The organism is Streptomyces tropicalis, from assembly GCF_029269835.1.
Taxonomy (GTDB): domain Bacteria; phylum Actinomycetota; class Actinomycetes; order Streptomycetales; family Streptomycetaceae; genus Streptomyces; species Streptomyces tropicalis.
On the sequence record NZ_JARJBB010000001.1, the window covers coordinates 130,753 to 155,589 of the forward strand.

The window sequence follows — 24,837 nt, forward strand, 5'->3', positions numbered from 1 at the left end:
GGTGCGGGCGCGGGCGCGGGCTCCTAGAGCAGCGCCTTCAGGCCCTCCGCGAGCAGGTCCCAGCGCCACCGCTCCTCGACCCAGGTGCGCCCCCGCTCCCCCATCCGCCGGCGCAGCCCGGCGTCGCCGAGCAGGGCGGTGATGCGGTCGGCCGACTCCTCGGGGGAGCCGCCGCGCACCACCCAGCCGGTCTCCCCGTCGAGCACCGCGTCGGGCGCCCCGCCCGAGTCCCCGGCGACCACCGGCAGTCCGGTCGCGGACGCCTCCAGGTAGACGATGCCGAGCCCCTCGACGTCCAGGCCGCCGCGCCGGGTGCGGCACGGCATGGCGAAGACGTCCCCGGCGCCGTAGTGCGCGGGCAGTTCCGCCCAGGGCACCGCGCCGGTGAAGCGCACCGCGTCCGCCACCCCCGTCTCCCGCGCCAGCCGCCGCAGGTCCTTCTCGTACGGGCCGCCCCCGACGATCAGCAGCACCGCGTCCGGCTCGGCGGAGAGGATCCGCGGCAGGGCCCGGATCAGGGTGTCCTGGCCCTTGCGCGGCACCAGCCGCGAGACGCACACGACGACGGGCCGGTCGCTCAGCCCGAGCCGGGCCCGGACCTCGTCGCCGCCCGAGCCCGGGTGGAAGGTCTTCTCGTCGACGCCGGGCGGCAGCTGCACCATGCGGGCGGCGGCCTCGGGCGTCAGCGCGGCGGCGATCCGCGAGCGGGTGTACTCGCCGAGGTAGGTCACCGTGTCCACCGACTCGCCGATGCGGCGCAGCAGGGTGCGGGCCGCGGGCAGCTGCGCCCATCCGGCCTCGTGGCCGTGGGTGGTGGCCACCAGCCGCCGGGCGCCGGCCCGGCGCAGCGCCGGGGCCATCAGCCCGAGCGGCGCCGCCGCCCCGAACCACACCGAGGTGCACCCGTGCTCGCGCAGCAGTCCGGCCGCGCGCCGGGTCGCCCCGGGCGTGGGCAGCAGCATCGTGGTCCGGTCGCGCACCACGGTGAAGGGCTGCTCCGCGTCGAAGGCGGCCGTGGCCTCGGCGCCCTCGCGGCCGCGCTTCCAGGTGGAGGCGTGGACGACCAGCCGCTCCGGGTCCAGCCGCAGCGCCATGTTGTGCAGGAACGCCTGGATGCCGCCGGGCCGGGGCGGAAAGTCGTTGGTCACGACGAGGGTCTTGTCCATCGCCGCCGACCCTATCCAACCCGTCCGGCCGGAACCGGCGGGGCGCCCGGCGGGGGGATGTGCGGCCCGTCACGGCCGCGTCCGCCGTCCGCGTCCGGTCCGCCGGGTGACCATGGGGAGCGGACGGACGAAGCGGACCGGGCGGACGGACGGGGACCGAGGTGACCATGCCGGGCACGACGCGCGGCCGTGCGGGGCTGCTCGCGACCTGGAGCGCGACCCGTCTGGTGCTGCTGCTCTGCGTGCTCGGGGTGCTCGTCCTCCCGGGCCCGGACGTCACGACCGACGTGTCGGTGATCTACCGCGGCTGGTACGAGGTGCTGCGGCACGGCGCCTTCCCCCTCGGTGACGTCACCTGGCAGTACCCGCCCGCCGCCGCGCTCGCCGTGGTCGCTCCCGGCGCGCTGCCCTTCCTCGGCTACGCGACGGCCTTCTTCGTACTGGCCCTGCTGGCCGACCTGGCGGTGCTGTGCCTGCTGCTGCGCGCAGGCCGGGGCCCCGGCCGGTCCGCGGGCGGCGCCTGGGTGTGGACCACGGGGGCGGCCGTCCTCGGTCCCACCCTGTACGCGCGCTACGACGTGATGGTCACCGCGGTCGCGGTGGCCGCGCTGCTCGCCGCCGCCCGGCATCCCCGGGCGGCCGGTGTGCTCGCCGGTCTCGGGGCGCTGCTGAAGGTGTGGCCCGCGCTGCTGCTGGTGGGCGTGGCCCGGCGGCGGACGTGGGGCGCGGCCGGACTCACCGTGGCCGTGCTCACCTCGGTGTCCGCCCTGGCCGCGCCGGGCGCGCTGGCCTTCCTGACCTCCCAGCGGGACCGCGGCACCGAGATCGAGTCGCTGGGCGCGCTGGTGTTCCACCTCGCCCGGCGCTTCGGCTGGAGCGGGCGGGTGCTGCTGCGCTACGGCTCGGTGGAGTTCCTCGGCCCGTACGTCGACGTGGTGTCCGCGGCCGCGCTCGCGGTCTCCGGGGCGGCCCTCGGCTGGCTGCTGCTGTGGCGGCTGCGGGCGCGCGCCCTCGCGCCGCACGCGGTCGCCGACGCCGCGTTCACGGCCGTGCTGCTCCTCACCACCACCAGTCGGGTCATCAGCCCGCAGTACCTGGTGTGGCTGGTCGGGCTCGGGGCCGTCTGCCGCTGCTTCCGGCAGAGCGCGATGCGGTGGCCGGTCGGGCTGGTCCTGGCGGCCGCCGCCGCGACGGTCCTGGAGTTCCCGGTGTTCTTCGCGGACGTCGTCGCGAGCGACCCGCTCGGGGTCGCGCTCCTCCTGGTGCGCGACGGGCTGCTGGCCGCCGCGTCCCTGAGCGCCGCCCGGCGGCTCTGGCGCGCCACGGTCCCGCCCGCTCCGGAGGCTCCCGCTCCGCGCCGTCCGGCCGCCGCCGGGCTCAGCCCAGCTGGGCGCGGAGGTAGGCCCGCCACTGATCGGTGAAGGCGCCGGGGGCGGTGTGCAGCACCCGCCGCAGCGCGTCCTCGACGGCGCCCGACCGGTGCCGGTGCCGGCCGACGGCGACGTAGAAGTCGCGCAGCCTGTCCTCGCCCCACCGGCCGGCGATCAGCCGGCAGGCCATCCAGCCGCTCTCGTAGGCCTGCGCGAGCCGGGTGGCGTCCCCCGCGAAGCCGAAGTCCCTGTCGGTCGGCAGCGCCGCCGGCACCTGGCCCGCGGCCACCGCGCGCTGCAGCTCGGGTGCGGCCTGGGCGGGGGTGCGTCCGGTGCCGCGGTAGCCGATCCAGTCGGCGTACCCCTCGGAGAGCCAGAGCGGGGTGGCCGGGTCGGTGCGGGCGCGGGTGGCCACGTGGGTCGTCTCGTGGGTGAGCACGACCTGCTTGCCGAGCCCGCCGAGCATGCCGTACGCGTCCGGGTTGACGATGATCCGGTCGGCGGGGGTGGTGCGGCCCGAGCCGCCCGCCTCGCCGGTGGTGACGGCGGCGATCCCGCGGTACTGGGAGGCGGGCGACCCGAGCAGGCCGGCCATCCCGTCCAGCGTCCTGGGGACCAGCACGACCACGTGCCGGCTCCAGCCGGTGCCCCAGGCGTCCGACACGGCCGGCACCGCCCGGTCCGCCAGGCCCGCGTAGCCGTGCAGGGTGCCGCTGCTCTGGCCGACGCCGAGGACCAGGCTGCTGCGGCCGCGGACCACGGTCACCGGGCCCTGGTCCCACAGCTGCTGGGAGGCCTTGGCGGCGGGCCGGTCGGAGACGACCCGCCAGGTCCCCTGCGGCCCGGCGGCCAGGGTGAGCGTGCGGCCGGAGGTGACGGGCGCGCTGTCGTACCCGGTCACCCGGTAGCGCAGCTCCGCGCCGGCGGTGGCGGTGCCGCCCGTGCGGTGCAGCGAGGTCAGCCGGTAGGACCAGTCCGTGAGGGGCACGGCCCGCAGGTTCGCGTACTGCGTGCCGTCCCCGGTGGCGTCGAAGGCGCGCTCGTCGTGGTGCAGGACCGCCCGCGCGCGCCGGTCGAGGACCTGCTGCACCCGGCCCCGGGCGGTGTCGGCGAGGTCGCCGCACGACGTCAGGGACGCGGTGGACGCCAGCGCCAGGCAGAGCGCCACCGCCCAGGATCCCGACGCTCGTCCTCGACCAGCCATTTCACGATCGTACGGCGGCTTCGCTGCGGCCGTCAGACCCGGGTCACCGACGAGATCGGCAGCATGTCGATCCGGTCGTAGCGCACCGGGGCGCCGGGGTGGGGGGCGTGGATGACCCGGCCGTGGCCGACGTACATCGCGACGTGGCTGGCGTCGGAGCGGTAGACGACCAGGTCGCCGGGCCGGGCCTGGGACAGCGGGATCCGGCGGCCGGCGTACTGCTGCTCCTGCGAGGTGCGCGGCAGGTGGACCCCGGCGCGCGCGTAGGACCACTGCATCAGGCCGGAGCAGTCGAAGCCGGAGGGCCCGTCGGCCCCCCAGACGTAGGGGCGGCCGAGCGCCGACTGCGCGGCGGCGAGGGCGGCCGCGGCGCGCCCGGAGGCGGCCGGGCCGCCGAGCAGGTCCGGCAGGTCGTCGCGGCCGGAGCGGGAGGCGCGGTCGTCGGACATACGGTCGGCCGCCGGGAGGGAGTCGAGGAGCGCACGGGCCTGGGCGAGCTTCCGCTCCACGGTCCGCTTGTGCGCGGCGACCCGCGCGCGGCTGCGCTCCAGGGCGGCGAGGGTGCCGGACGCCTCCGCGCGTTCCTGGGCGAGTTCCCGCGCGGCCCGCTGGAGTTCCCTCAGCTGCCCGGCCTGGTGGGCGCCGATCCGGTCGAGGGCGGCGGCCCGGTCCAGGTAGTCGGCCGGGTCGTCGGAGAACAGCAGGGCGAGGGAGGGATCCATGCCGCCGGTGCGGTACTGGGCCCCGGCCAGCGAACCCACTTCGTCCCGCAGGGTGTTGACGCGCTGCTGCTGCCGGGCGATGCGGTCCTGGGCGTCGTGCACCCGGTGGCGCAGCTGGTTCGCGCGCTCGTCGGCCCGGTCGTAGGCCTGGGTCGCCTTCTCCGCCTCCTCGTAGAGGCGGTCCACCTCGGAGCGGGTGGGCGGGTGCGGCGCCCGGGGCGCGGCGACGGCCGGCACGGCGCCGAGTGCCGCGGCCGCGGCGGACAGTGCGCACAGGGCGGCACCGGTGCCCCGGTCGAACCCGGACGGTGCAAGACGGCGATGGGACCCCACGGTTGACCGCGCTCCTTCCGCTGGCGGACATGGCCGCCCCCGGCGCCGGACGGACGAGCGGGACCGGTGCCCGGGGGAAACGCGCCAGACAGTAGCCGCGCGGACACGCTCCGGCCAAAGACCTCCGGGGGCGCACAACGCGGCGCCCCGCCTCTGACGCAGGTCATGGGCGGGGCGCGGGGTCAGCGGCCGGTGCCGTGATTCGCCCGTTCGGGCGCTACGGCGCCTTGATGGCGGGGGTGGTTCAGACGCGGACGCCGAACTGGAACGGCATGTCGGCCATGGTCTCGTAGCGCACGACGGCACCGGTGTGCGGGGCGTGCAGCACCTGGCCGTTGCCCGCGTAGAGGCCGACGTGGTGGATGTCGCCGTAGAAGAAGACGAGGTCGCCGACCTGGAGCTGGCTCTGCGAGTAGATCCGGGTGCCTATGGTGGCCTGCTGCTCGGAGGTGCGCGGGATGGAGACGCCGGCCTGGGCGTAGGCCCAGGAGGTCAGGCCCGAGCAGTCGTACGCGGACGGGCCGGTGGCGCCGTACACGTAGGGCGAGCCGATCTTGCTCTGGGCCGCGGCGAAGGCGGCGCCGGCCCGGCCCGAGGCGGCCGGGGTGTTGCCGTCGAGCGCGCTGCGCTGGCTGGCGCGACTGGCCCGGCTCTGCTCGGCGGCGAGCTCGGCCTTCTCCTTGGCCGTCATGGAGTTCAGCAGCTGCTGGGCCTCGCCCAGCTTGCTCTGGATCTCCTTCTTCTTCTTGCCCAGCTCGGTGCGGGTGGAGGCGAGGTCCTTGAGCTTCTCGGTGGCCTCGGCCCGCTGCTGGGCCAGTTCGCGCTGCTTGTCCTGGATCTTCTTCAGCGCGTCGACCTGCTGGCTGCTCAACTGGTCGAGGGTGGACGCCTTGTCGAGGTAGTCGTCCGGGTTCGAGGAGAGGAACAGCTGGACCGAGGGGTCGATCCCGCCGGAGCGGTACTGGCCGGCGGCGAGCGAACCGAGGCCGTCGCGCAGCTTGTTGAGCTCCTGCTGGCCGCGGGCGACGTTGTCCTGGATGGTGGAGATCTCCTTCTGGAGCTTCTCCTGCTTCTCCTTGGCCCCGTCGAACTTCTCGGTGGCCTGCTCCGCCTGCTGGTAGAGGGCGTCGACCTTCGACTTGACCTCGTCCTTGCTCGGCTTCGCGCTCGGCGCGGCATTGGCGGCCTGCGCGCTGATGGCCACGGCGGCAGCGGCCGCGGTCGTGAGCACGGTCACGCGTGCACGGCTCGGCTGCTTGGGTCGACGGTGGGACGCCACGGAAGCGAGCTCCTTCTTCTGAGTGATCACCCGCTCGGAGGTTCGACCAGACCCTAGTGACCTCATCGTGATGAATTCAAATCCTCCCACCAAAAAATCCCGTCACGCAATGCAATCTTTGCACTCAACTCACACGAGGTGACAGCGGGTTGACCCTGTGTCGCACGGCGCACCGGTCAATTCGGTCATGAGGAACCAACGTTGCCGTTGGGGCGTACAGGTCGATGTGCCCGAATCTCAGCCGCGCACGAGGCGCTTGAGCAGAACCGCGGACGCCACCGGCCGGGCCCCGGCCCGCGCCACCCCGTCGGCCACCTCGCGGTCGGTGGAGGCGACGATGACCGGTCGGCCCGGCGGCTCGGCGCGCACCAGCTGGCGGATCAGCTCGTCGGCGGTGACCCCGGGCTTGGAGAACAGCACCCGCACCCCGCGCGGCGGCGCCAGCAGCACCGGCGCCACCAGCTCGGCCCCGTCGAAGACGCAGGTGACCTCCGCGCCGCTCTGCGCGGCGAGCTGCGAGAGCTGGCCGAGCAGCCGCAGCCGCTGCTTCTCCAGCGGCATCTGCGGATAGCCGGTCTTGGTGACGTTGTACCCGTCGACCACCAGGTGCGCCTGCGGCAGGGCGAGGAGCTGGTCGAGGATCGCCGGGTCGTTCTCCGACAGGGCACGGGCGGCGATGTCCTTGGGCGTCATCCGCCCCGGCTCGACCGCGTCCACGGTCTCGGCGGGGCGCACCGACACCGGCGGCAGCGCCAGCTCCCGGCGCAGGCCCTGCGCCGCGTCCAGCACGGTGTCCAGCAGCAGCCGCAGCCGTACGTCCTCCACGCTGCGCCCCTCGCGCGCGGCCCTGCGGGTGGCCTCCAGGGCCGCCTCCGCCTCGCCGAGGCGCGCCTTGAGGCGCCGGGTCTCGCTCTCCGCGGCGGACACCTGCGCGTGCCCCTCGGTGCGCACCGCCTCGGTCTCCCCCCGCAGCTTGCGCAGGGCGGCCTCGCCGCGCTTGACGTCGCTGAGCGCCGCCCGCAGCTTGCGGTGCAGCGACTCGGCCTCCTTCTTCACGGCGTCCAGTTCGGCGCGCAGCCGCTCGGTCTCGGCGCGGGTCTGCTCGCGGGCCCGGTCGAGTTCGTCGCGCAGCCGGGCCAGCTCGGCGCGGCTCTCCTCGTCGGCCCGCTCGGCGTCCGCCCGCTGGGCCTCCTCGCCGGCGGCCGTCACCAGCTTCACCCAGCCCGCGGGCCGCAGTACGTAGGCCGCGGCCGCCACGTCGAGCGGGTCCGCGGCCGGGGGCGGTGTGCCGGAGTCCAGGGCGCCGGACAACTCCGGCTCGGCCTCTCTGAACTTCTCCCCGATGCGCTGGCGGAACAGCGGGTCGGACTCCACCGCCGCGGCCATGGCGTTGCCGGCGAACTTGGCCCGCCGGTTCGGGGCGAAGCGGGCGTACTGGCGCAGCTGGGCGGGCAGCTCCGCGACCGTCAGGCCGCCGAAGCCGTCGGAGACGATCTGCACCACCCTGCGGCGCACGCCGTCGGGCAGCGGGCGGTCGAGCACCTCGGCGGCGCCGTCGCCCGGCTCCCCGCCTCGTGTCTCCGCCATCCGTCACCCCTATGCCTAGCCGGATCCCCTCGTCGGGGATCGCCGGTGCGGGCCCGCTCCGCTCAGGAGTCGGTGCCCGGCCTGTCCACGAGTTCGACCTGGTCCACGGCGTTGCACCAGCGGCAGCGCACCGATTCGATCGTCTCACTGACCACCTCGCGCTCCTCGACCTTCGGCTCTCCGGCCAGATCGAGGTGGACGTACTCGACGACCTTGGACGAGCGGGTGACGTCGAAACGGGTGAGGTTGCCGCAGAGGGTGCAGCGCCACCGCGTCGAGGCGGTCGGCAGGGGAACCGTCATCGTGGCTGTTCGCCTTCCTTGCCAGTGTCCGTGACGCGCCGGACTCCCGGTGCGTGTGGTCCGTAACCCTACGGCGTGCCGGCACCCGCCCGCCCGCCCGTCCACGGCGGCGAGGCGGTCTGCGGGGGTGCGTCCGGTTACGTCATGCTCTGTTGGTGATCACCTACTGGAATGCGGCAGCGGGCCTCGCCGTCCGGACGGTCAGGGCGGCGCGCGGGATGCCGGCCCCGGTGACGTGCGCCCTGATCGTGCTGTGCGGCCTGGCCTTCGCCGTGGGCCCGGTCTCGGGGCTCGACCCGGTCCACGGCACCGGTGAGCGGCTGCTGGCGGCCCAGCAGGCCTACTTCCGCCACTGGGGCGTGGTCCCCGCCGAGCTGTTCGAGGGCTCGGCCCGGGCCGCCCTCACCCCCGTGACGGCCCTGTTCGTGCACGGCAGCTGGGTGCATCTGCTGGGCAACATGCTCTTCCTCTACGTCTTCGGGGCGATGACCGAGGAACGCATGGGGCGCGTCCAGTTCACGCTGTTCTACGTGGGCTGCGGCTATCTGTCACTGCTGGGCTACGCGGCCGCCAACGCCGCCTCCGAGCAGGCCCTGGTAGGGGCGTCGGGGGCGATCTCGGCGGTCCTCGGTGCGTTTCTCTACCTGTTCCCCGGGGCCCGGGTGACCAGTCTCCTGCCGTTCCTGTTCTTCCTGCCGCTGCGCTTCCCGGCCTGGGTGGTGCTGCCGTTCTGGGCGGCCCTGCAGTGGCTGGCGGCCGGGCAGAGTGCGCAGGGGCCGCAGGTGGCCTACCTGGCCCACCTGGTGGGCTTCGCCCTCGGCTTCGGCTACGCGTGGGCCCGTTTCGGGCGGACGACTAGAGTGAGGCCAGCCCCTGCTCCGGCCCCCGAGGGAGAGAACCAGCCGTGATCACCGCGATCGTCCTCATCAAGACCAGCGTGGACAGGATCCCCGAGATCGCGGAGCAGATCGCCGCCCTGGAGTCCGTGAGCGAGGTCTTCTCCGTCACCGGCACCTACGACCTGATCGCCATGGTGCGGGTCTCGCAGCACGAGGACCTCGCGGAGGTCATCCCGGGCCGGATCAGCCGGATCCCGGGCGTGGAGGGGACGGACACGCACGTGGCGTTCCGGACGTACTCGCAGCACGACCTGGAGGCGGCGTTCTCGATCGGCCTGGACTCCTGACCGCCTGAACGCCGCCCCGCACGGGGGTCACACCGCGGGCACGCAGCGGCCGTCCTGCGTCCGGTACCGCCACCGGGCGCCCTCGCGGACCAGTTCCCGCACGGCGCCGACGAACCGCTCCACGTGCTCGTCGGGCGTGCCCGCGCCGAAGCTGACCCGGATCGCGTTGAGGGACCTCTCCCCCGGCGCGGCCTCCGGGGCGCCGCACTCCCCCTGGGTCTGCGGGTCGCCGCCGAGCAGCGTGCGCAGCAGCGGGTGGGCGCAGAAGAGGCCGTCGCGGACGCCGATGCCGTACTCGGCGGAGAGCGCGGCGGCGAAGTGGGAGCTGTTCCAGCCCTCGACGACGAAGGAGAGCACGCCGACCCGCGGCGCGTCGTCGCCGAAGAGGGACAGCACCCTGACCTCGGGCACCTCGGCCAGTCCGGCCCGGACCCGGGCGAGCAGGTCCTGCTCACGGGCCACCAGCGACGCGAAGCCGGCGTCGGACAGGGCCCGGCAGGCGGAGGCGACGGCGTAGGCGCCGATCACGTTCGGGGAGCCGGCCTCGTGGCGGGCGGCACCCGCGTGCCACTCCACCTCGACCCCGCCGTCCGCGCGCCGGGCGACCCGGCGGCTGGCGCCGCCCCCGGCGAGGTAGGGCTCGGCCTCCACCAGCCAGTCGGCGCGGCCGGCGAGCACGCCGGAGCCGAAGGGGGCGTAGAGCTTGTGCCCGGAGAAGGCCACCCAGTCCACGTCCAGGTCCCGCACCGACACCGGGTGATGGGGGGCCAGCTGCGCCGCGTCCAGGACGATGCGGGCGCCGTGCGCGTGGGCCGCGGCGGCCAGCTCCCGTACCGGCCACAGCTCGCCGGTGACGTTGGAGGCGCCGGTGACGCAGACCAGGGCCGGGCCGTCGTGGCCCGCCCCGGCCGGGCGCGGCCGGGAGCCCGGGGAGGGGCTGCGGTCGGCGAGGGCCCGCTCCAGGATCCGCACGGCGTCCCGCGGGGTGCGCGGCGCGTCGAGGAAGGTGACGTCCGCGTCCCGCCAGGGCAGCAGCGAGGCGTGGTGCTCGGTCTCGAAGACGTAGACCCGGCAGCCGGCCGGCAGGGCGTGCGCCAGCAGGTTGAGGGAGTCGGTGGTGGAGCGGGTGAAGACGACCTGGTCGCCGCTCCGGCAGTCGAGGAAGTCCGCGACGGTGGTGCGGGCGTTCTCGAACAGGTCGGTGGAGAGCTGGGACAGGTGGCCGGCGCCGCGGTGCACGCTGCCGTAGTAGGGCGCGTACGCCGCCACGTCGTCCCAGACGCGCTGGAGGGCGGGGGCGCTGGCGGCGTAGTCGAGGGCGGCGTAGGCGACCTCGCCGCCGGTGACGAGCGGCACGGTGACGTCCCGCCCCAGCACGGGCAGCGGGGCGGCGAGGGAACGGTCGGCGAGAACGGTGGAGACGGACATGGCGGAACTCCCGTGAGGCAGGCCCGGTCGCCGTGCCGGACGGCGCGGGAAACCGCGGAACACGCGTCGACGGCACGGGAGCACAGGGGGCGGGGAAGCAGAAAGGAACGATGGGCGTGCGGAGGCGGGGCGCTGCGGCCCTAGCTCATTCGCTTGCTCACGGAAGGCTCCCTCGAACGACCAGGACCCCTGGCCCCACGCTGCCTCGGCAGCGCGCGAGGGGTCCGCGCTTGCCGTGGACCCTGCTGTCCACGGCCTGGTCCTCACCCGGGGCACCCCGCCACGGACGGAGGGTTGCCGGACAGCCGGCCGGGGCCGAAGGGCTGTCGCTCATGACCTGGTTCCACATCCTGCCACACGGTCTTCGGCGCGCAAGGCGCGGTCCGCCATACGGACCGCGCCCCGTGCGCGACGTGCGGATCAGGCGTTGCCGGCCTTCTCCCGGCGCTCGCCGCCGTGCGGATCAGGCGTTGCTGGCCTTGACCCAGCGCTCCAGCGTACGGGCGGCCGCCCCGGAGTCGAGGGACTCGGCGGCCCGGTCCATGCCGGCCCGGATCTGCTGGGCCAGCGTGCCGGGGCCCGGTGCCAGGGCGACCAGCGCAGCCGCCGAGTTCAGCACGACCGCGTCCCGCACCGGACCGCGCTCGCCGTCCAGCAGACGGCGGGCCACCCCGGCGTTGTAGGAGGCGTCGGCGCCGCGCAGAGCCTCCACCGGCACCAGCTCCAGGCCCACGTCCCGCGGGTCGAAGCGCTCCTCGGTGACGGCGCCGTCCCGCACCACCCACACCCGGGAGGTGGCGGTGGTGGTCAGCTCGTCGAGGCCGTCGTCGCCGCGGAAGACCAGGGAGGAGTTGCCGCGCTCGGCGAACACCCCGGCGATCATCGGCGCCATGCGCGGGTCGGCGACCCCGACCGCCTGGGCCTTGACCCGCGCCGGGTTGGTCAGCGGGCCGAGGGCGTTGAAGACGGTCCGGATGCCCAGCTGGCCGCGCGCGGCCGCCACGTGCCGCAGGGCCGGGTGGAACTTCACCGCGAAGCAGAAGGTGATGCCCGCCTCCTCCGCGACCTGGGCGACCCGCTGCGGGGTCAGGTCGAGGTTCACGCCGAGCTGCTCCAGGACGTCGGAGGAGCCCGACGCCGAGGAGGCCGCGCGGTTGCCGTGCTTGACCACCTTCGCGCCGGTCCCGGCGACCACCAGCGCCGACATGGTGGAGATGTTGACCGTCTTCGCGCCGTCGCCGCCGGTGCCGACGATGTCGACGGTGGGGCCCGACACCTCGATCACCCGGGCGTGCTCGTACATGGCCCGGACCACGCCGGTGATCTCCTCGACCGTCTCGCCCTTGGCCCGCAGCGCCACCGCGAAGCCGGCGATCTGGGCGTCGGTCGCCTCGCCGCGCATGATCCGGTCCATCGCCCAGGCCGTGTCGTCGGCGCTCTGGTCACGGCCCTCGAGCAGGCCGTTCAGCACCTGGGGCCAGGAACGGCCCGCCGCGGTGTCGCCTCCAGCGGGGGTCACAGCGCTCATAAGCCGCTCCTGGATCGGCGCCCCGCGGGCCGGGACGCATCTGTCGTACGGTCCCCACCCTATCCAGCCCCGGACAGGGCGAAGGGCCCGGTCCGTACCCGGACCGGGCCCTTCGTCGTGGCGTGGCGTGCGCAGCGATCAGTGGTGGCCGTGGCCGCTCGTGATCTCCTTGTACTCCTCGACGCTCGGCTTCGGGATCTGGGAGTCCTCGCCGTAGTAGGCGTTGCTGAGCTTGGCGCGCAGCTTCTCCGAGCCCTTGACCTTGCGCTCGACACCGTTCTCGTCGACCGTCGGGCCGATCTCGGCCGGCTGGTACTGCTCGTGCGCCGTGAGGGTGTGCAGCTGCTCCTGGCTGAGCGGCTCGTGGACCTCGATGAACTCACCGTGCGGCAGGCGCTTGATGATGCCGGTCTCGCGACCGTGCAGCACCTTGTCCCGGTCCCGGCGCTGGAGGCCGAGGCAGATCCGCTTGGTGATGACGAACGCGAGCACCGGTCCGGCGAAGAACGCGATCCGGACGAACCAGGTCACGGCGTTGAGCGACAGGTGGAAGTGCGTGGCGAACAGGTCGTTGCCACCACCGATCAGACCCACCATGTAGATCGTGATCCAGGCGACGCCGAACGCGGTGCGGGTCGGGGCGTTGCGCGGGCGGTCCAGGATGTGGTGCTCGCTCTTGTCTCCGGTGACCCAGGACTCCACGAAAGGGTAGAGCGCGATCATCATGAGGACCACACCGAACATGACCAGCGGGATGAACACCCCGAGGATCAGCGTGTGACCCCAGAAGTTGATCTCCCAGCCCGGCATCGCACGGATGAGGCCCTCCGCGAAGCCCATGTACCAGTCGGGCTGGGCGCCGGTGGACACCTGGTCCGGCCGGTAGGGGCCCATGGCCCAGATCGGGTTGACCGAGAACAGTGCCGCGATGGCCGCGATCACACCGAAGACCAGGAAGAAGAAGCCTCCGGCCTTGGCCATGTACACCGGCAGCAGCGGCATGCCGACGACGTTGTTGTTCGTCTTGCCGGGACCCGCGAACTGCGTGTGCTTGTGGTAGAAGACCAGGATCAGGTGGCCCACCATCAGGCCGAGCATGATGCCCGGCAGCAGCAGGATGTGGATCGAGTAGAACCGGGCCACGAAGTCGCCGCCGGGGAACTGCCCGCCGAAGAGGAAGAACGACAGGTACGTGCCGACGACCGGCACGGACAGGATCGCGCCCTCCATGAAGCGGACACCGGTGCCGGAGAGCAGGTCGTCCGGGAGCGAGTAGCCGGTGAAACCGGTGAACATGCCCAGGACGAAGAGCAGGAAGCCGAACAGCCAGTTGACCTCACGCGGCTTGCGGAACGCGCCGGTGAAGAACACGCGCATCATGTGCACGAACATGCCGCCGAGGAAGATCAGCGCGGCCCAGTGGTGGATCTGCCGGATGAGCAGGCCACCGCGCACGTCGAAGGAGATGTGCAGGGTCGAGTTGAACGCCTCGCTCATCAGCTGTCCCTGCAGCGGGACGTAGCTGCCGTGGTAGACCACCTCGTTCATCGACGGGTGGAAGAACAGCGTCAGGTACACACCCGTGAGGATGATGATGAGGAAGCTGTACATGCAGACTTCGCCGAGCATGAACGACCAGTGGTCGGGGAAGATCTTGCGCATGTTGGCCTTGGCCAGGGAGTAGATCCCGAGCCGGCCGTCGGCCCAGTCGGCGACGCGCTCGCCGGCCGGTGCCTTCCCGCGCGAGCGGGACTCGTTGCTGGATGTAGTGCTCATCCGCGCTCCCAGAATGCAGGACCGACGGGCTCCTCGAAGTCGCCGAGCGCCTGGAGGTAACCCTCGCTGTCCACGCCGATGCGCAGCTGCGGCAGGGCGTGGCCGGCGGGGCCGAAGATCACTCGGGCACCGTCGGAGAGGTCGAAGGTGGACTGGTGGCACGGGCACAGCACGTGGTGCGTCTGCTGCTCGTACAGGGAGATCGGGCAGCCCACGTGGGTGCAGATCTTCGAGTAGGCCACGACACCCTGGTGCGACCAGTCGAGCTCGCGCTTGTCCTTGATGTTGTCCGGCTGGAGCCGGACGATCATCAGGGCCGCCTTGGCGATCTCGGTCTGGAAGTCCTCGTCGGTCTCCTTCAGCCCGTCGGGCATGGCGAAGGTGAGCGAGCCCACGGCGACGTCCTCGGGGCGCAGCGGCAGGTTGGTGTTCATGTTGACGAGGCGCTTGCCCTTGGCCCACAGGGTGTGGCGCAGCTTGTCGCCGGGCAGCGGACCGAGGTCGCGCAGCAGCACGATGCCGGAGAGCGGCACCAGGGTGAGCGCGCCGAGCATGGTGGTGCGGATCAGCTTGCGGCGGCCGAGCTGCGACTCCTGGGCGCCCAGCTTGAAGTCCGCGTGGACCTTCGCACGGGTGTCGGGGTCCGCGGCGATCGCGTGGCGCTCGTCGGCGACCTCCACGTCGGACATCAGGGTGCGGGCCCAGTGGACCGCGCCCGCGCCGATGCAGAACAGCGCCAGTCCCAGCGTCAGGCCCAGCGCGAAGTTCAGCGCGCTGATGTGGCCCAGCGGGAAGACGTAGATCGCCTTGTCCTTCGGGATCGCCACGTAGGAGGCGATGAAGGCGACGGCGGCGAGCATGGACACCGTGAACAGCAGGGCGACCGTCCGCTCGGACCGCCGGGCGGCCCGCTCGTCGACGTCCTGGATCCGGTGCTCGTGGGGCGGCAGGCCCGGGTCGGCGAACGGGTTCTTCTCGTCCGCGACGGACACCGCGCCGTGGGCGCCCTCGTGGGCGGCCTGCTCAGCGGGCAGGTTCTCTTCGGGAATGTCTTGGCTACTCATGACTTCTTGGCCTTTGCGGTCCGCGCGGCGACCCAGACGGCGACGGCGATCAGCGCGCCCAGTCCGAAGACCCAGGCGAACAGACCCTCACTGACCGGACCGAGGCCGCCCAGCTCGAAGCCGCCCGGGGTCACGGTCTCGTTGCCGTTGACCGCGTTCAGGTACGCGATGATGTCCTTCTTGTTCTTCGCCGTCATCGTCGTGTCGGGGAAGGACGGCATGTTCTGCGGGCCGGTCTGCATGGCCTCGAAGATGTGCTTCGGGGACACGTCGCCCAGGTCCGGAGCGAACTTGCCGTGTGTCAGCGCACCGCCATGGCCGGTGAAGTTGTGGCACTGCGCGCAGTTCGTGCGGAACAGCTCACCGCCCTTGGCGATGTCCGCGCCCTCCGGGCTGTAGTCGTTCTTGGTGGGCACGGCCGGGCCGGCACCCAGGGAGGCGATGTACGCCGCGAGCTGGTCGATCTCGGCCTGCGAGTAGATGACCTTCTTCGCCGGCACCTGCGCGCCGGGCTGCTGGGCCGGCATACGGCCGGTGCCGACCTGGAAGTCCACGGCGGCGGCGCCGACGCCGACCAGGCTCGGACCGTCACTGGAGCCCTGGCCACCGGTGCCGTGGCAGCTGGCGCAGCCGACCTCGTAGAGCTTCTTGCCCTGCTCGATGGTGAGGGACTGGGCCGTGTCGTCGGCCTTCGCCTTGCTCGCGGGCGCGAACGCGGTGTACAGCCCCCCAGTGGCCGCCAGCGCGAGGAGTAGGACGACGACCGCCGCCAGCGGATGGCGTCGTCGTGCGGAGAGCTTTTTCACGGATTACCCCGGTGTCAGGATCTTCTGCGTCGATGCTTCTGGATGTGGCTCGGTTCGCCGCGGGTGCTTCGGTCCTCGGACCTCCACGTTCGGGTGAAAACCGACCCGCCGCGGACGGCTCCGATTACCGGATCAGGTAGATCGTGGCGAAGAGCCCGATCCAGACGACATCGACGAAGTGCCAGTAGTAGGACACGACGATCGCGGCGGTCGCCTGCTCGTGGGTGAACCTCCGGGCCGCGTAGGTACGGCCGAGGACCAGCAGGAAGGCGATCAGGCCGCCCGTCACGTGCAGGCCGTGGAAGCCGGTGGTCAGGTAGAACACCGAGCCGTACGGGTCCGAGGACAGCGAGAGGCCGTCCTTCTTCACCAGCTCCGTGTACTCGAAGATCTGACCGCCGACGAAGATCGCACCCATGATGAAGGTGACGATGAACCAGCCCCGGAGCTTCTTCACGTCCCCGCGCTCGGCCGCGAACACGCCGAGCTGGCAGGTCAGCGAGGAGAGCACCAGGATCGTGGTGTTGGTCGCCGAGAACGGAAGGTTGAGATGACTTGCCATCTCCTTCCAGTGCGTCGGACCCGTCACCGATCGCAGGGTGAAGTACATCGCGAAGAGGGCCGCGAAGAACATCAGCTCGGAACTCAGCCAGATGATGGTTCCGACGCTGGTGAGGTTCGGCCGGTTGACCGACGGGTGCGCGTGCCCGGTTTCTACTGTCGTTGCTGTCGCCACGCCGACATTATGTCGCTCGCTTATCCCGCCCTCACTCCGGGGGGTGCCGTTCGGAGTGTCCGTGGGGTGTGTCCAGCCCGGATGGCCCATCGAAGGCCCGTTCCCGGCGCTGTTGACCAGGAGTTGAAGGGAGTAGCATCCGCGCCATCGGTACCCGGAAGTTCCCGACCAATGACGCGGAGGAACAATGCAGGCGACCGCCACGGTGCTGGTCTACAGCGATGACGCCCGGACCCGGGAGCAGGTGCGGCTCGCGACCGGTCGGCGACCGGCCCCGGACGCCCCCGCCGTGGAGTTCCTGGAGTGCGCGACCCCGGACGCGGTGCTGCGGGAGCTGGACCGGGGCGGGATCGACGTCTGCGTCCTGGACGGCGAGGCCGTGCCCATGGGCGGCATGGGCCTGTGCCGGCAGATCAAGGACGAGGTCTTCCGGTGCCCGCCGGTGCTGCTGCTGATCGGCCGGCCGCAGGACGCCTGGCTGGCGACCTGGAGCCGGGCGGACGCGGCGGTGACCCTGCCGGTGGAGCCGGTGGAGTTCGCCTCCGCGCTGGCGTCCCTGCTGAGGGACCGCGCGGCCCTGAACGCCTGAGCGGAGCCCGGAGCTCCGCCCGCCCGGCGCCGCGGTCCCGTACGGCCCGCGGAAAGCGCCTCAGGACGCCTTCCGCGGGCCGTACGGGGCCTGCGTGACCGGATGGGGCCGGCCGGGGCCGTGCGGCGCCCGGGCGGCGCTCAGAGGTCCTGCGGGCTGAGCCGCGCCCGGTCCGCCTGGGGCTGGGAGTCCTGGCCCGAGGAGTTGACCGCGCTGCCCTGGAGCCACTTGCCCCAGGGGAGGTTCCAGTCGCCGAAGCCGTTGTTGAACGGCTCCATCTGCTGGCCCCCGGAATTGATCACCTGCACCAGGTCGCCCTCGTGCACGGCGTTGAAGAACCACTGGGCGTTCTCGTTGCTCATGCCGGTGCAGCCGTGGCTGACGTTGGCGATGCCCTGGGAGCCCACCGACCAGGGTGCGGCGTGCACGTACTCGCCGCTCCAGGTCACGCGGGTCGCCCAGTGGACCAGCAGGTCGTAGGAGTCGCTGGAGCCCTGCGCGATGCCGACGGTCGAACTCTTCATCCGGACGACGGACTGCTTGGCGAGAATGACCTTGACGCCGTTGCGGGTGTCGAAGCCGGGCTTGCCGGTGGTGACGGGCACCTGCTTGATCATCTGGTCGTTCTTGTAGACCGACATGGTGTGCGCGGCGGCGTCCGTGACGGCGACGATGCGGTCACCCGTGGTGATCTTGAGGGGTTTGGCGGCGCCGCCCCAGAGCCGGTCGCTGATCCTGATGTTCTCCAGGGTGCTGTGCACCTGGATCTGGGCGTGGGCCGGCCAGTAGTCGCGGGGGCGGTAGTGCAGCTGCTTGTCGTTGACCCAGTACCAGGAGCCCTGGGCCGCGGGCACGGAGTCGACCTTGAGGGCGCGCTCCACGAGGGTGCGCTGGGCCTTGTCCTTGACCGGCTGGTCGAGGTCGGCGGTGATGGGCTGGCCGACACCGTAGGTGCCCGCCTGCGGCCCGAACGTGACGTTCAGGCGCTTCTTGATCTCGGGTTTGCTGGTGTCGACGGTGATGACCTTGCGGCCGGGTGCGCCGTCGTCGTCCTCGGTGCTCACCCGGAGCGTGTAGTGGGCGTTGGCGGCCAGCGGTGAGGTGCTGTGCCAGTGGGTGCCGTCGGCGGAGAGTTCACCGGAGACGAAGCGGCCCGTGGTGTCGACGGCCGTCACATCCGTGATGCGGCCGTCCGAGCCGTCTGCGGTGACCTCCAGCGGCTTGTCCGGGTCGGCCTTCTGGCCGGCCTCGGTGGGACCGTTGAAGGAGATCTGGTCCGCTGCGTCGTACGGGGTGTCGGCCAGCGGGTTGCCGTCCGCGCCGCAGGCGGCGGCGCCGGCACCGAGGGCGACGACCAGCAGTGCGCAGCTGACGACGGTGCGGCTGTGCGGAGTCGTGCTCATGACCTCACGCTAGAAAGCTTCTTCGGCTTCGGCACGGCGGGTCACCCGTCCGAGGGAGGGTCGGTACTGCATACGCAGGAGCCCGGACACTCCGAGCGGAGTGTCCGGGCTCCCAAGAGCGCTGCGCGTGCTACTGGGTGCGGTTCTCACCGCGGTAGTACTCGAACACCCAGCCCCACAGACCGACCAGGACGACCGGCAGCGAGAAGTAGAGCAGCCACCAGCCCACCGCGATGGAGAGGAAGGCGAGTGCGCCGCCGATGCCGAGCGCGAGCGGCTGCCAGCTGTGGGGGCTGAAGAAGCCGACCTCACCGGCGTCGTCCGCGACGTCGGCCTCCTTGTTGTCCTGGGCACCCGCGTCGACCCGCCGGGCCGTGAAGCCCAGGTAGAAGCCGATCATGATGCACAGGCCGAAGGCCAGGAAGAGCGCCGTGGTACCGGCCGGCTCCTTCGACCACACGCCGTAGACGACCGCCATGGCGAGGACGAAGACGCTCAGCCACATGAACATCCGGCCCTGGATCTTCACTTGCCGGCCTCCTTGCTGCCGGCCAGGGCCGCGTTGCCGTGTCCGGTGTTCTCGAGCTGGTCGAGCGCAGCGAGCTCGGGGTGGTGCAGGTCGAACGCCGGGGATTCGCTGCGGATCCGCGGCAGGGTGACGAAGTTGTGCCGCGGCGGCGGGCAGGAGGTCGCCCACTCCAGCGAGCGGCCGTACCCCCACGGGTCGTCGACCTCGATCTTCTCGCCGTACTTGGCCGTCTTCCAGACGTTGTAGAGGAACGGCAGGATCGACAGGCCGAGCAGGAACGAGCAGATCGACGACACGGTGTTCAGCGTGGTGAAGCCGTCGGCCGCGAGGTAGTCGGCGTAGCGGCGGGGCATGCCCTCCGCGCCCAGCCAGTGCTGGACCAGGAAGGTGCCGTGGAAGCCGACGAACAGCGTCCAGAAGGTGATCTTGCCCAGGCGCTCGTCGAGCATCTTGCCCGTCATCTTCGGCCACCAGAAGTGGAAGCCGGAGAACATCGCGAAGACGACCGTGCCGAAGACCACGTAGTGGAAGTGCGCCACCACGAAGTACGAGTCGGAGACGTGGAAGTCCATCGGGGGCGAGGCCAGGATGACGCCGGTCAGGCCACCGAAGGTGAAGGTGATCAGGAAGCCCATCGCCCAGAGCATGGGCGTCTCGAAGGAGAGGCTTCCCTTCCACATGGTGCCGATCCAGTTGAAGATCTTCACACCGGTCGGGACCGCGATCAGGAAGGTCATGAAGGAGAAGAACGGCAGCAGCACGCCACCGGTGACGTACATGTGGTGGGCCCACACGGTCACCGACAGACCCGCGATCGCGATGGTCGCCGCGATCAGGTTCATGTAGCCGAAGATCGGGCGGCGGCTGAAGACCGGGATGACCTCGGTGATGATGCCGAAGAACGGCAGCGCGATGATGTACACCTCGGGATGCCCGAAGAACCAGAACAGGTGCTGCCACAGCAGCGCCCCGCCGTTGGCCGCGTCGAAGATGTGGGCGCCGAACTTGCGGTCCACCTCCAGCGCGAACAGGGCCGCCGCCAGCACCGGGAAGGCCAGCAGGACCAGCACACCGGTGAGCAGCACGTTCCAGGTGAACACCGGCATGCGGAACATGGTCATGCCCGGCGCGCGCATGCAGATGATCGTGGTGATGAAGTTGACCGAGCCGAGGATCGTGCCGAAGCCGGAGAAGGCCAGACCCATGATCCACAGGTCACCGCCCAGACCCGGCGAGTGCACCGCGTCGGAGAGCGGGCTGTAGGCGAACCAGCCGAAGTCGGCGGCGCCCTGCGGGGTGAGGAAGCCGCCCACCGCGATGGACGAGCCGAACAGGTACAGCCAGTAGGCGAACATGTTCAGCCGCGGGAACGCCACGTCCGGGGCGCCGATCTGCAGCGGCATGATCCAGTTCGCGAAGCCCGCGAACAGCGGCGTCGCGAACATCAGCAGCATGATCGTGCCGTGCATCGTGAACGCCTGGTTGAACTGCTCGTTCGACATGATCTGCAGGCCCGGGCGGGCGAGCTCGGCGCGCATGAAGAGCGCCATCACGCCGCCGATGCAGAAGAACGCGAACGACGTCGCCAGATACAGCGTTCCGATCGTCTTGTGGTCGGTGGTCGTCAGCCACTTCACCACGACGTTTCCGGGTTGCTTGCGCCGGACCGGCAGCTCGCTCTCGTAAGAGCCCTCGGCCGCCGCGGCACCCTGAGGTTCGTTGAGGATGCTCACAGGTTGTTCGTCTCCCGGTTCTTCTCGTGGCTCGTCTGCGCGATGCCGGCGGGAACGTAACCGGTCTGCCCCTTCTTAGCGAGGTCCTTGAGGTGCTGCTCGTAGCGCTCCGGAGAGACGACCTTCACGTTGAACAGCATCCGGGAGTGGTCCTGGCCGCAGAGCTCGGCGCACTTGCCCCGGAAGGTGCCCTCCTGGTTGGGGGTCACCTGGAAGGAGTTGGTGTGGCCGGGGACGACGTCCTGCTTCATGAGGAACGGCAGCACCCAGAAGTCGTGGATGACGTCCCGCGAGGTGAGGACGAAGCGGACCGTCTTGCCCTTGGGCAGCCACAGGGTGGGGCCGGGGTTGCCGGTCTGCGGGTTCCGCTCGCCGGGCACACCGACCTCGTAGACACCGCCGGCGTTGGCCGGGAAGTCGTTCTTGAACCGGTCCGGAATGGTGGCCAGGTTCGGGTCGGTCTTGGCGTTGCCCTTCGAACCGGGGACCGGCTCGATGTAGTTGAACGCCCAGCTCCACTGGTAGCCGACGACGTTGACCGTCACGTCCGGCTTCTTGGACAGATCCAGGAGCTTCGACTCGTCCCGGGCCGTGAAGTAGAACAGGACCGAGACGATGATGAGCGGGACGACCGTGTACAGCGCCTCGATCGGCATGTTGTACCGGGTCTGCGGAGGAACCTCGACCTTGGTGCGGCTGCGCCGGTGGAAGAAGCAACTCCACAGGATCAGGCCCCACACCAGGACGCCGACCGCGAGCGCGGCCGCCCAGGAACCCTGCCACAGGGAGAGGACACGCGGAGCCTCTTCCGTGGTCGGGGTGGGCATACCCAGCCGGGGGAAGTCCTTGTATGTGCAACCGGTTGCGGTCGCCAGGACCAGGCCCGCAGTCAGTGCCTGCAGCAGCTTCCGCCGCATCGGGCGCCGCGGCGAGCGGTCGGAGCCGTTGGGACTCACGTAGCGCCTTCCCGAGAGTCTCGCCCGCGCTGTTCGGCTGCGGCCTTCTCGCTGGTCGGTCGCCGCCCTGCGTCGGGCAGGGGTTTGGATGTTTATGCGGACCAAACCCTACTGGACGCCATCCGGAGGGTCGCGGGGAGGGTGCCATACGCGCCGCGGGTCACCCCGAAGGGGTGGGATGACCGGGGGTGGGTCGATATGTGACGGCGGGTCGGGCGCCGGAACCGGTCGCGGCACCGGCCCGCGGACGCCACCCGTACGGTTCCCCGCGCCGCAGGTCGTAGCGTTGCGGTGTGGCCTACTTCGACGCGGCGTCCGCCGCTCCCCTCCACCCCGTCGCCCGCCAGGCGCTCCTGGCCGCCCTGGACGAGGGCTGGGCGGACCCGGCCCGGCTGTACCGGGAGGGCCGGCGGGCGCGGCTGCTGCTGGACGCGGCACGCGAGGCGGCCGCCGAGGCGGTGCGGTGCCGCCCCGACGAGCTGGTCTTCACCTCCTCCGGCACGCGCGCCGTGCACACCGGCGTGGCCGGCGCCCTGGCCGGCCGGCGCCGCATCGGGCGCCACCTGATCGTGTCAGCAGTCGAACACTCCTCGGTCCTCCACGCGGCACGGACGCACGAGGCGGACGGCGGGGCGGTCACCGAGGTGCCCGTCGGCCGCACCGGCGCGGTGGACCCGGCGGCCTACGGGTCCGCGCTGCGGCCGGACACCGCGCTGGCCTGCCTGCAGTCGGCCAACCACGAGGTGGGCACCGAGCAGCCGGTGGGCGCGGTGGGCGAGGCGTGCCGGGCCGCGGGGGTGCCCCTGCTGGTGGACGCGGCCCAGTCGCTGGGCTGGGGCCCGGTGGAAGGGGACTGGTCGCTGCTGGCGGCCAGCGCGCACAAGTGGGGCGGGCCGCCCGGCGTCGGGCTGCTGGCCGTGCGCAAGGGGGTGCGGTTCGCCCCCGGGGGCCCGGCGGACGAGCGCGAGTCGGGCCGGGCAGCCGGCTTCGAGAACATCCCGGCGATCGTGGCGGCGGCGGCGTCGCTGCGGGCGGTGCGGGCGGAGGCGGCCGCGGAGGCCGGGCGGCTGCGCGAGCTGACCGCGCGGATCCGGACACGGGTACCGCGTCTGGTGCCCGACGTGGAGGTGGTGGGCGACCCGGACCGCCGGCTGCCCGGAGTCGTCACCTTCTCCTGTCTCTATGTCGACGGGGAGACACTGCTGCACGAGCTGGACCGCGCGGGCTTCTCCGTCTCCTCCGGCTCGTCGTGCACGAGCAGCACCCTGACCCCGAGCCATGTGCTGCGGGCGATGGGCGTGCTGAGCGAGGGCAACGTGCGGGTGTCGCTGCCGCCGGGGACGCCCGGGGACGAGGTCGAGCGGTTCCTCGCGGTGCTGCCGGAGGCGGTGGCCGGGGTCCGGGAGAAGCTGGGGGCGCCGGCCGCGGCCCCGGGCACGGCCCCGGCCCGGGACGAGCTGGTCGTGGACGCGCTCGGCCGGCGCTGCCCGATCCCGGTGATCGAGCTGGCGAAGGTGATCGGGGACGTCCCGGTGGGCGGCACGGTCCGCGTCCTCGCCGACGACGAGGCCGCCCGCCTGGACATCCCCGCCTGGTGCGAGATGCGGGGGCAGGAGTACGTGGGTGAGGAAGCGGCGGACGGCGGCGCGGCCTACGTGGTCCGCCGGATCTCCTGACCCCGACGGCCGGGGCGGCCCCTTCGCCGGTGCGGCCGGTCCCGCCGGTCCGGCCGCACCCGTGGGTGCGGCCGGACCGGAGCGGGCGGGACGCGCCCGGGTCAGCCGAGGTGCGCCCGGACCTCGCGGGCCGCGTCGTCGCCGTACGCCTTGGTGAAGCGCTCCATGAAGTGGGCGCGGCGCAGCTGGTACTCCTGGGTGCCGACGGTCTCGATCACCAGGGTGGCGAGCATGCAGCCGACCTGGGCGGCGCGCTCCAGGGAGACGCCCCAGGCCAGGCCGGACAGGAAGCCGGCGCGGAAGGCGTCGCCGACGCCCGTGGGGTCGGCCTTGCGCTCTTCGTCGGGACAGCCGACCTCGACCGCGTCCCGGCCCTCGCTCTCGATGCGGACGCCGCGCGCGCCGAGGGTGGTCACGCGGTGGCCGACCCGGGAGAGGATCTCGGCGTCGGTCCAGCCCGTCTTGGACTCGATGAGCCCCTTCTCGTACTCGTTGGAGAAGAGGTAGGTCGCCCCGTCCAGCAGTATCCGGATCTCCTCCCCGTTCATCCGGGCGATCTGCTGGGAGAAGTCGGCGGCGAACGGGATCGAGCGGGAGCGGCACTCCTCGGTGTGGCGGAGCATCGCCTCGGGGTCGTCCGCACCGATCAGGACCAGGTCGAGGCCGTCGACGCGGTCGGCGACGGCCTTCAGCTCGATGAGCCGGGCCTCGCTCATGGCGCCCGTGTAGAAGGAGCCGATCTGGTTGTGGTCGGCGTCCGTGGTGCACACGAAGCGGGCGGTGTGCAGCGTCTCGGAGATCCGGACGGAGGAGGTGTCGACGCCGTGCCGGTCGAGCCAGGCGCGGTACTCGGCGAAGTCGGGGCCGGCGGCGCCGACCAGGACGGGCCCGGTGCCGAGCTGCCCCATGCCGAAGGCGATGTTGGCGCCGACCCCGCCGCGCCGGACGTCCAGCTGGTCGACCAGGAAGGAGAGCGAGACCGTGTGCAGCTGGTCCGCGACGAACTGGTCGGCGAAACGGCCGGGGAAGGTCATGAGGTGGTCGGTGGCGATGGAGCCGGTGACTGCGATGCGCACGGCGTGGACTCTCCTGCGGTGGGAGACAGGGGGGTGGACTGACACTTCACGCTACCCGGTCGGCAGGGTGGCCAGAAGCAGGCAAAAATACCCGATAGTAGATCTTTCTTCGTGAGGCACTCCGTGCTTACGGTGCCGTCATGACGAACCTCGAGGTGCACACCGCCCCCGTCCCGTCCGACCTGGACGGCGATCTCGCGTCGCTGCGCGGGGACTGCGCGCGGATGGCCCCCCACTGGGCGGCGCCCGACCGGGCCGCCGTCCGGCCGGTGAAGCCGTCCCGCATCCACGGCGTCCGGGTCCCGGCGTCCTCCGCGCGGCTGCTGGACGCGATGTCCGACTACGGGGACTGACCCCCCTCCTCCCCGGGGCGGCGCCCGTCCCGGGG

Annotated in this window: 23 protein-coding genes and 1 riboswitch; of the genes, 6 read left to right on the forward strand and 17 right to left on the reverse strand. The window is 72.1% G+C overall.

The window, feature by feature from the left end:
• Nucleotides 1–23: 23 nt before the first annotated feature.
• Nucleotides 24–1,166 (reverse strand): glycosyltransferase family 4 protein, encoded by a 1,143-nt coding sequence (locus P3H78_RS00585; RefSeq protein ID WP_276106699.1) that lies wholly within the window; start codon nucleotides 1,164–1,166, stop codon nucleotides 24–26.
• 167 nt (nucleotides 1,167–1,333) lie between these two features.
• On the opposite strand from P3H78_RS00585, the gene P3H78_RS00590 reads away from it, so the two are divergent.
• Entirely contained in the window at nucleotides 1,334–2,587 is a 1,254-nt protein-coding gene (locus tag P3H78_RS00590; protein ID WP_276106700.1) for a glycosyltransferase 87 family protein, read from the forward strand.
• Here P3H78_RS00590 and P3H78_RS00595 read toward each other — a convergent pair.
• The 5 genes from P3H78_RS00595 to P3H78_RS00615 all read right to left on the reverse strand — a co-directional run bounded on the left by P3H78_RS00595 (nucleotide 2,544) and on the right by P3H78_RS00615 (nucleotide 7,963).
• Complete coding sequence (locus P3H78_RS00595) at nucleotides 2,544–3,740, reverse strand: hypothetical protein (protein WP_276106701.1); 1,197 nt, start codon at nucleotides 3,738–3,740, stop codon at nucleotides 2,544–2,546. The two genes, P3H78_RS00590 and P3H78_RS00595, sit on opposite strands and share 44 nt — an antisense overlap.
• 32 nt (nucleotides 3,741–3,772) lie before the next feature.
• The gene (locus P3H78_RS00600) at nucleotides 3,773–4,795 is read right to left on the reverse strand and encodes a C40 family peptidase (RefSeq protein ID WP_276106702.1); all 1,023 of its coding nucleotides are present in this window, start codon (nucleotides 4,793–4,795) and stop codon (nucleotides 3,773–3,775) included.
• A 244-nt stretch (nucleotides 4,796–5,039) separates the two neighbouring features.
• Nucleotides 5,040–6,074, reverse strand: a complete 1,035-nt coding sequence (locus tag P3H78_RS00605; protein ID WP_276106703.1) for a C40 family peptidase — start codon at nucleotides 6,072–6,074, stop codon at nucleotides 5,040–5,042.
• A 237-nt stretch (nucleotides 6,075–6,311) separates the two neighbouring features.
• A complete protein-coding gene (locus P3H78_RS00610) occupies nucleotides 6,312–7,661 on the reverse strand; it encodes an NYN domain-containing protein (RefSeq protein ID WP_276106704.1) in 1,350 nt (449 codons plus the stop codon).
• A gap of 62 nt (nucleotides 7,662–7,723) precedes the next feature.
• Entirely contained in the window at nucleotides 7,724–7,963 is a 240-nt protein-coding gene (locus tag P3H78_RS00615; protein WP_093826198.1) for a hypothetical protein, read from the reverse strand.
• Between the two features lie 218 nt (nucleotides 7,964–8,181).
• On the opposite strand from P3H78_RS00615, the gene P3H78_RS00620 reads away from it, so the two are divergent.
• Both P3H78_RS00620 and P3H78_RS00625 read left to right on the forward strand, forming a co-directional pair.
• Nucleotides 8,182–8,871, forward strand: a complete 690-nt coding sequence (locus tag P3H78_RS00620; RefSeq protein ID WP_276107308.1) for a rhomboid family intramembrane serine protease — start codon at nucleotides 8,182–8,184, stop codon at nucleotides 8,869–8,871.
• Nucleotides 8,868–9,149, forward strand: coding sequence for an Lrp/AsnC family transcriptional regulator (locus P3H78_RS00625; protein WP_276106705.1), 282 nt, complete (start codon nucleotides 8,868–8,870; stop codon nucleotides 9,147–9,149). Before P3H78_RS00620 ends, P3H78_RS00625 begins: the two co-directional genes overlap by 4 nt.
• A gap of 27 nt (nucleotides 9,150–9,176) precedes the next feature.
• Here P3H78_RS00625 and P3H78_RS00630 read toward each other — a convergent pair whose 3' ends face one another.
• The 6 genes from P3H78_RS00630 to ctaE form a co-directional block, all read right to left on the reverse strand.
• Nucleotides 9,177–10,577 (reverse strand): aminotransferase class V-fold PLP-dependent enzyme, encoded by a 1,401-nt coding sequence (locus P3H78_RS00630; protein ID WP_276106706.1) that lies wholly within the window; start codon nucleotides 10,575–10,577, stop codon nucleotides 9,177–9,179.
• Between the two features lie 221 nt (nucleotides 10,578–10,798).
• Nucleotides 10,799–10,915: riboswitch (SAM riboswitch) on the reverse strand.
• Nucleotides 10,916–11,040: 125 nt separating this feature from the next.
• Entirely contained in the window at nucleotides 11,041–12,105 is a 1,065-nt protein-coding gene (gene trpD, locus P3H78_RS00635) for an anthranilate phosphoribosyltransferase (RefSeq protein WP_276106707.1), read from the reverse strand.
• A 138-nt stretch (nucleotides 12,106–12,243) separates the two neighbouring features.
• Complete coding sequence (gene qcrB / locus P3H78_RS00640; protein ID WP_276106708.1) at nucleotides 12,244–13,881, reverse strand: cytochrome bc1 complex cytochrome b subunit; 1,638 nt, start codon at nucleotides 13,879–13,881, stop codon at nucleotides 12,244–12,246.
• The gene (qcrA, locus tag P3H78_RS00645) at nucleotides 13,878–14,945 is read right to left on the reverse strand and encodes a cytochrome bc1 complex Rieske iron-sulfur subunit (RefSeq protein WP_276106709.1); all 1,068 of its coding nucleotides are present in this window, start codon (nucleotides 14,943–14,945) and stop codon (nucleotides 13,878–13,880) included. The genes qcrB and qcrA overlap by 4 nt, the downstream gene beginning before the upstream one ends.
• Nucleotides 14,942–15,751: a cytochrome bc1 complex diheme cytochrome c subunit gene (gene qcrC / locus P3H78_RS00650; RefSeq protein ID WP_276106710.1), complete on the reverse strand. Its 810-nt coding sequence runs from the start codon at nucleotides 15,749–15,751 to the stop codon at nucleotides 14,942–14,944. The genes qcrA and qcrC overlap by 4 nt, the downstream gene beginning before the upstream one ends.
• 124 nt (nucleotides 15,752–15,875) lie before the next feature.
• Nucleotides 15,876–16,487: an aa3-type cytochrome oxidase subunit III gene (ctaE, locus tag P3H78_RS00655; protein ID WP_276106711.1), complete on the reverse strand. Its 612-nt coding sequence runs from the start codon at nucleotides 16,485–16,487 to the stop codon at nucleotides 15,876–15,878.
• A gap of 187 nt (nucleotides 16,488–16,674) precedes the next feature.
• On the opposite strand from ctaE, the gene P3H78_RS00660 reads away from it, so the two are divergent.
• Entirely contained in the window at nucleotides 16,675–17,076 is a 402-nt protein-coding gene (locus P3H78_RS00660) for a response regulator (protein ID WP_276106712.1), read from the forward strand.
• A 140-nt stretch (nucleotides 17,077–17,216) separates the two neighbouring features.
• Here P3H78_RS00660 and P3H78_RS00665 read toward each other — a convergent pair whose 3' ends face one another.
• The 4 genes from P3H78_RS00665 to ctaC all read right to left on the reverse strand — a co-directional run bounded on the left by P3H78_RS00665 (nucleotide 17,217) and on the right by ctaC (nucleotide 21,697).
• Nucleotides 17,217–18,479 (reverse strand): L,D-transpeptidase, encoded by a 1,263-nt coding sequence (locus P3H78_RS00665; RefSeq protein WP_276106713.1) that lies wholly within the window; start codon nucleotides 18,477–18,479, stop codon nucleotides 17,217–17,219.
• A 130-nt stretch (nucleotides 18,480–18,609) separates the two neighbouring features.
• Nucleotides 18,610–19,008 carry a cytochrome c oxidase subunit 4 gene (locus P3H78_RS00670; RefSeq protein WP_276106714.1) on the reverse strand — a complete coding sequence of 133 codons (399 nt, stop codon included), beginning with the start codon at nucleotides 19,006–19,008 and terminating at the stop codon, nucleotides 18,610–18,612.
• A complete protein-coding gene (gene ctaD, locus P3H78_RS00675; protein ID WP_276106715.1) occupies nucleotides 19,005–20,741 on the reverse strand; it encodes an aa3-type cytochrome oxidase subunit I in 1,737 nt (578 codons plus the stop codon). Before ctaD ends, P3H78_RS00670 begins: the two co-directional genes overlap by 4 nt.
• Nucleotides 20,738–21,697: an aa3-type cytochrome oxidase subunit II gene (ctaC, locus tag P3H78_RS00680; protein WP_276106716.1), complete on the reverse strand. Its 960-nt coding sequence runs from the start codon at nucleotides 21,695–21,697 to the stop codon at nucleotides 20,738–20,740. The genes ctaD and ctaC overlap by 4 nt, the downstream gene beginning before the upstream one ends.
• A gap of 293 nt (nucleotides 21,698–21,990) precedes the next feature.
• Here ctaC and P3H78_RS00685 point away from each other — a divergent pair, with 293 nt between their 5' ends.
• Entirely contained in the window at nucleotides 21,991–23,373 is a 1,383-nt protein-coding gene (locus P3H78_RS00685; protein ID WP_276106717.1) for a cysteine desulfurase/sulfurtransferase TusA family protein, read from the forward strand.
• A 101-nt stretch (nucleotides 23,374–23,474) separates the two neighbouring features.
• On the opposite strand, the gene P3H78_RS00690 is transcribed toward P3H78_RS00685, so the two are convergent.
• Nucleotides 23,475–24,449 (reverse strand): carbohydrate kinase family protein, encoded by a 975-nt coding sequence (locus P3H78_RS00690; protein WP_276106718.1) that lies wholly within the window; start codon nucleotides 24,447–24,449, stop codon nucleotides 23,475–23,477.
• Between the two features lie 140 nt (nucleotides 24,450–24,589).
• Between P3H78_RS00690 and P3H78_RS00695 the strand changes: the two genes are divergently transcribed.
• Complete coding sequence (locus P3H78_RS00695) at nucleotides 24,590–24,802, forward strand: hypothetical protein (protein ID WP_276106719.1); 213 nt, start codon at nucleotides 24,590–24,592, stop codon at nucleotides 24,800–24,802.
• Nucleotides 24,803–24,837: the final 35 nt, after the last annotated feature.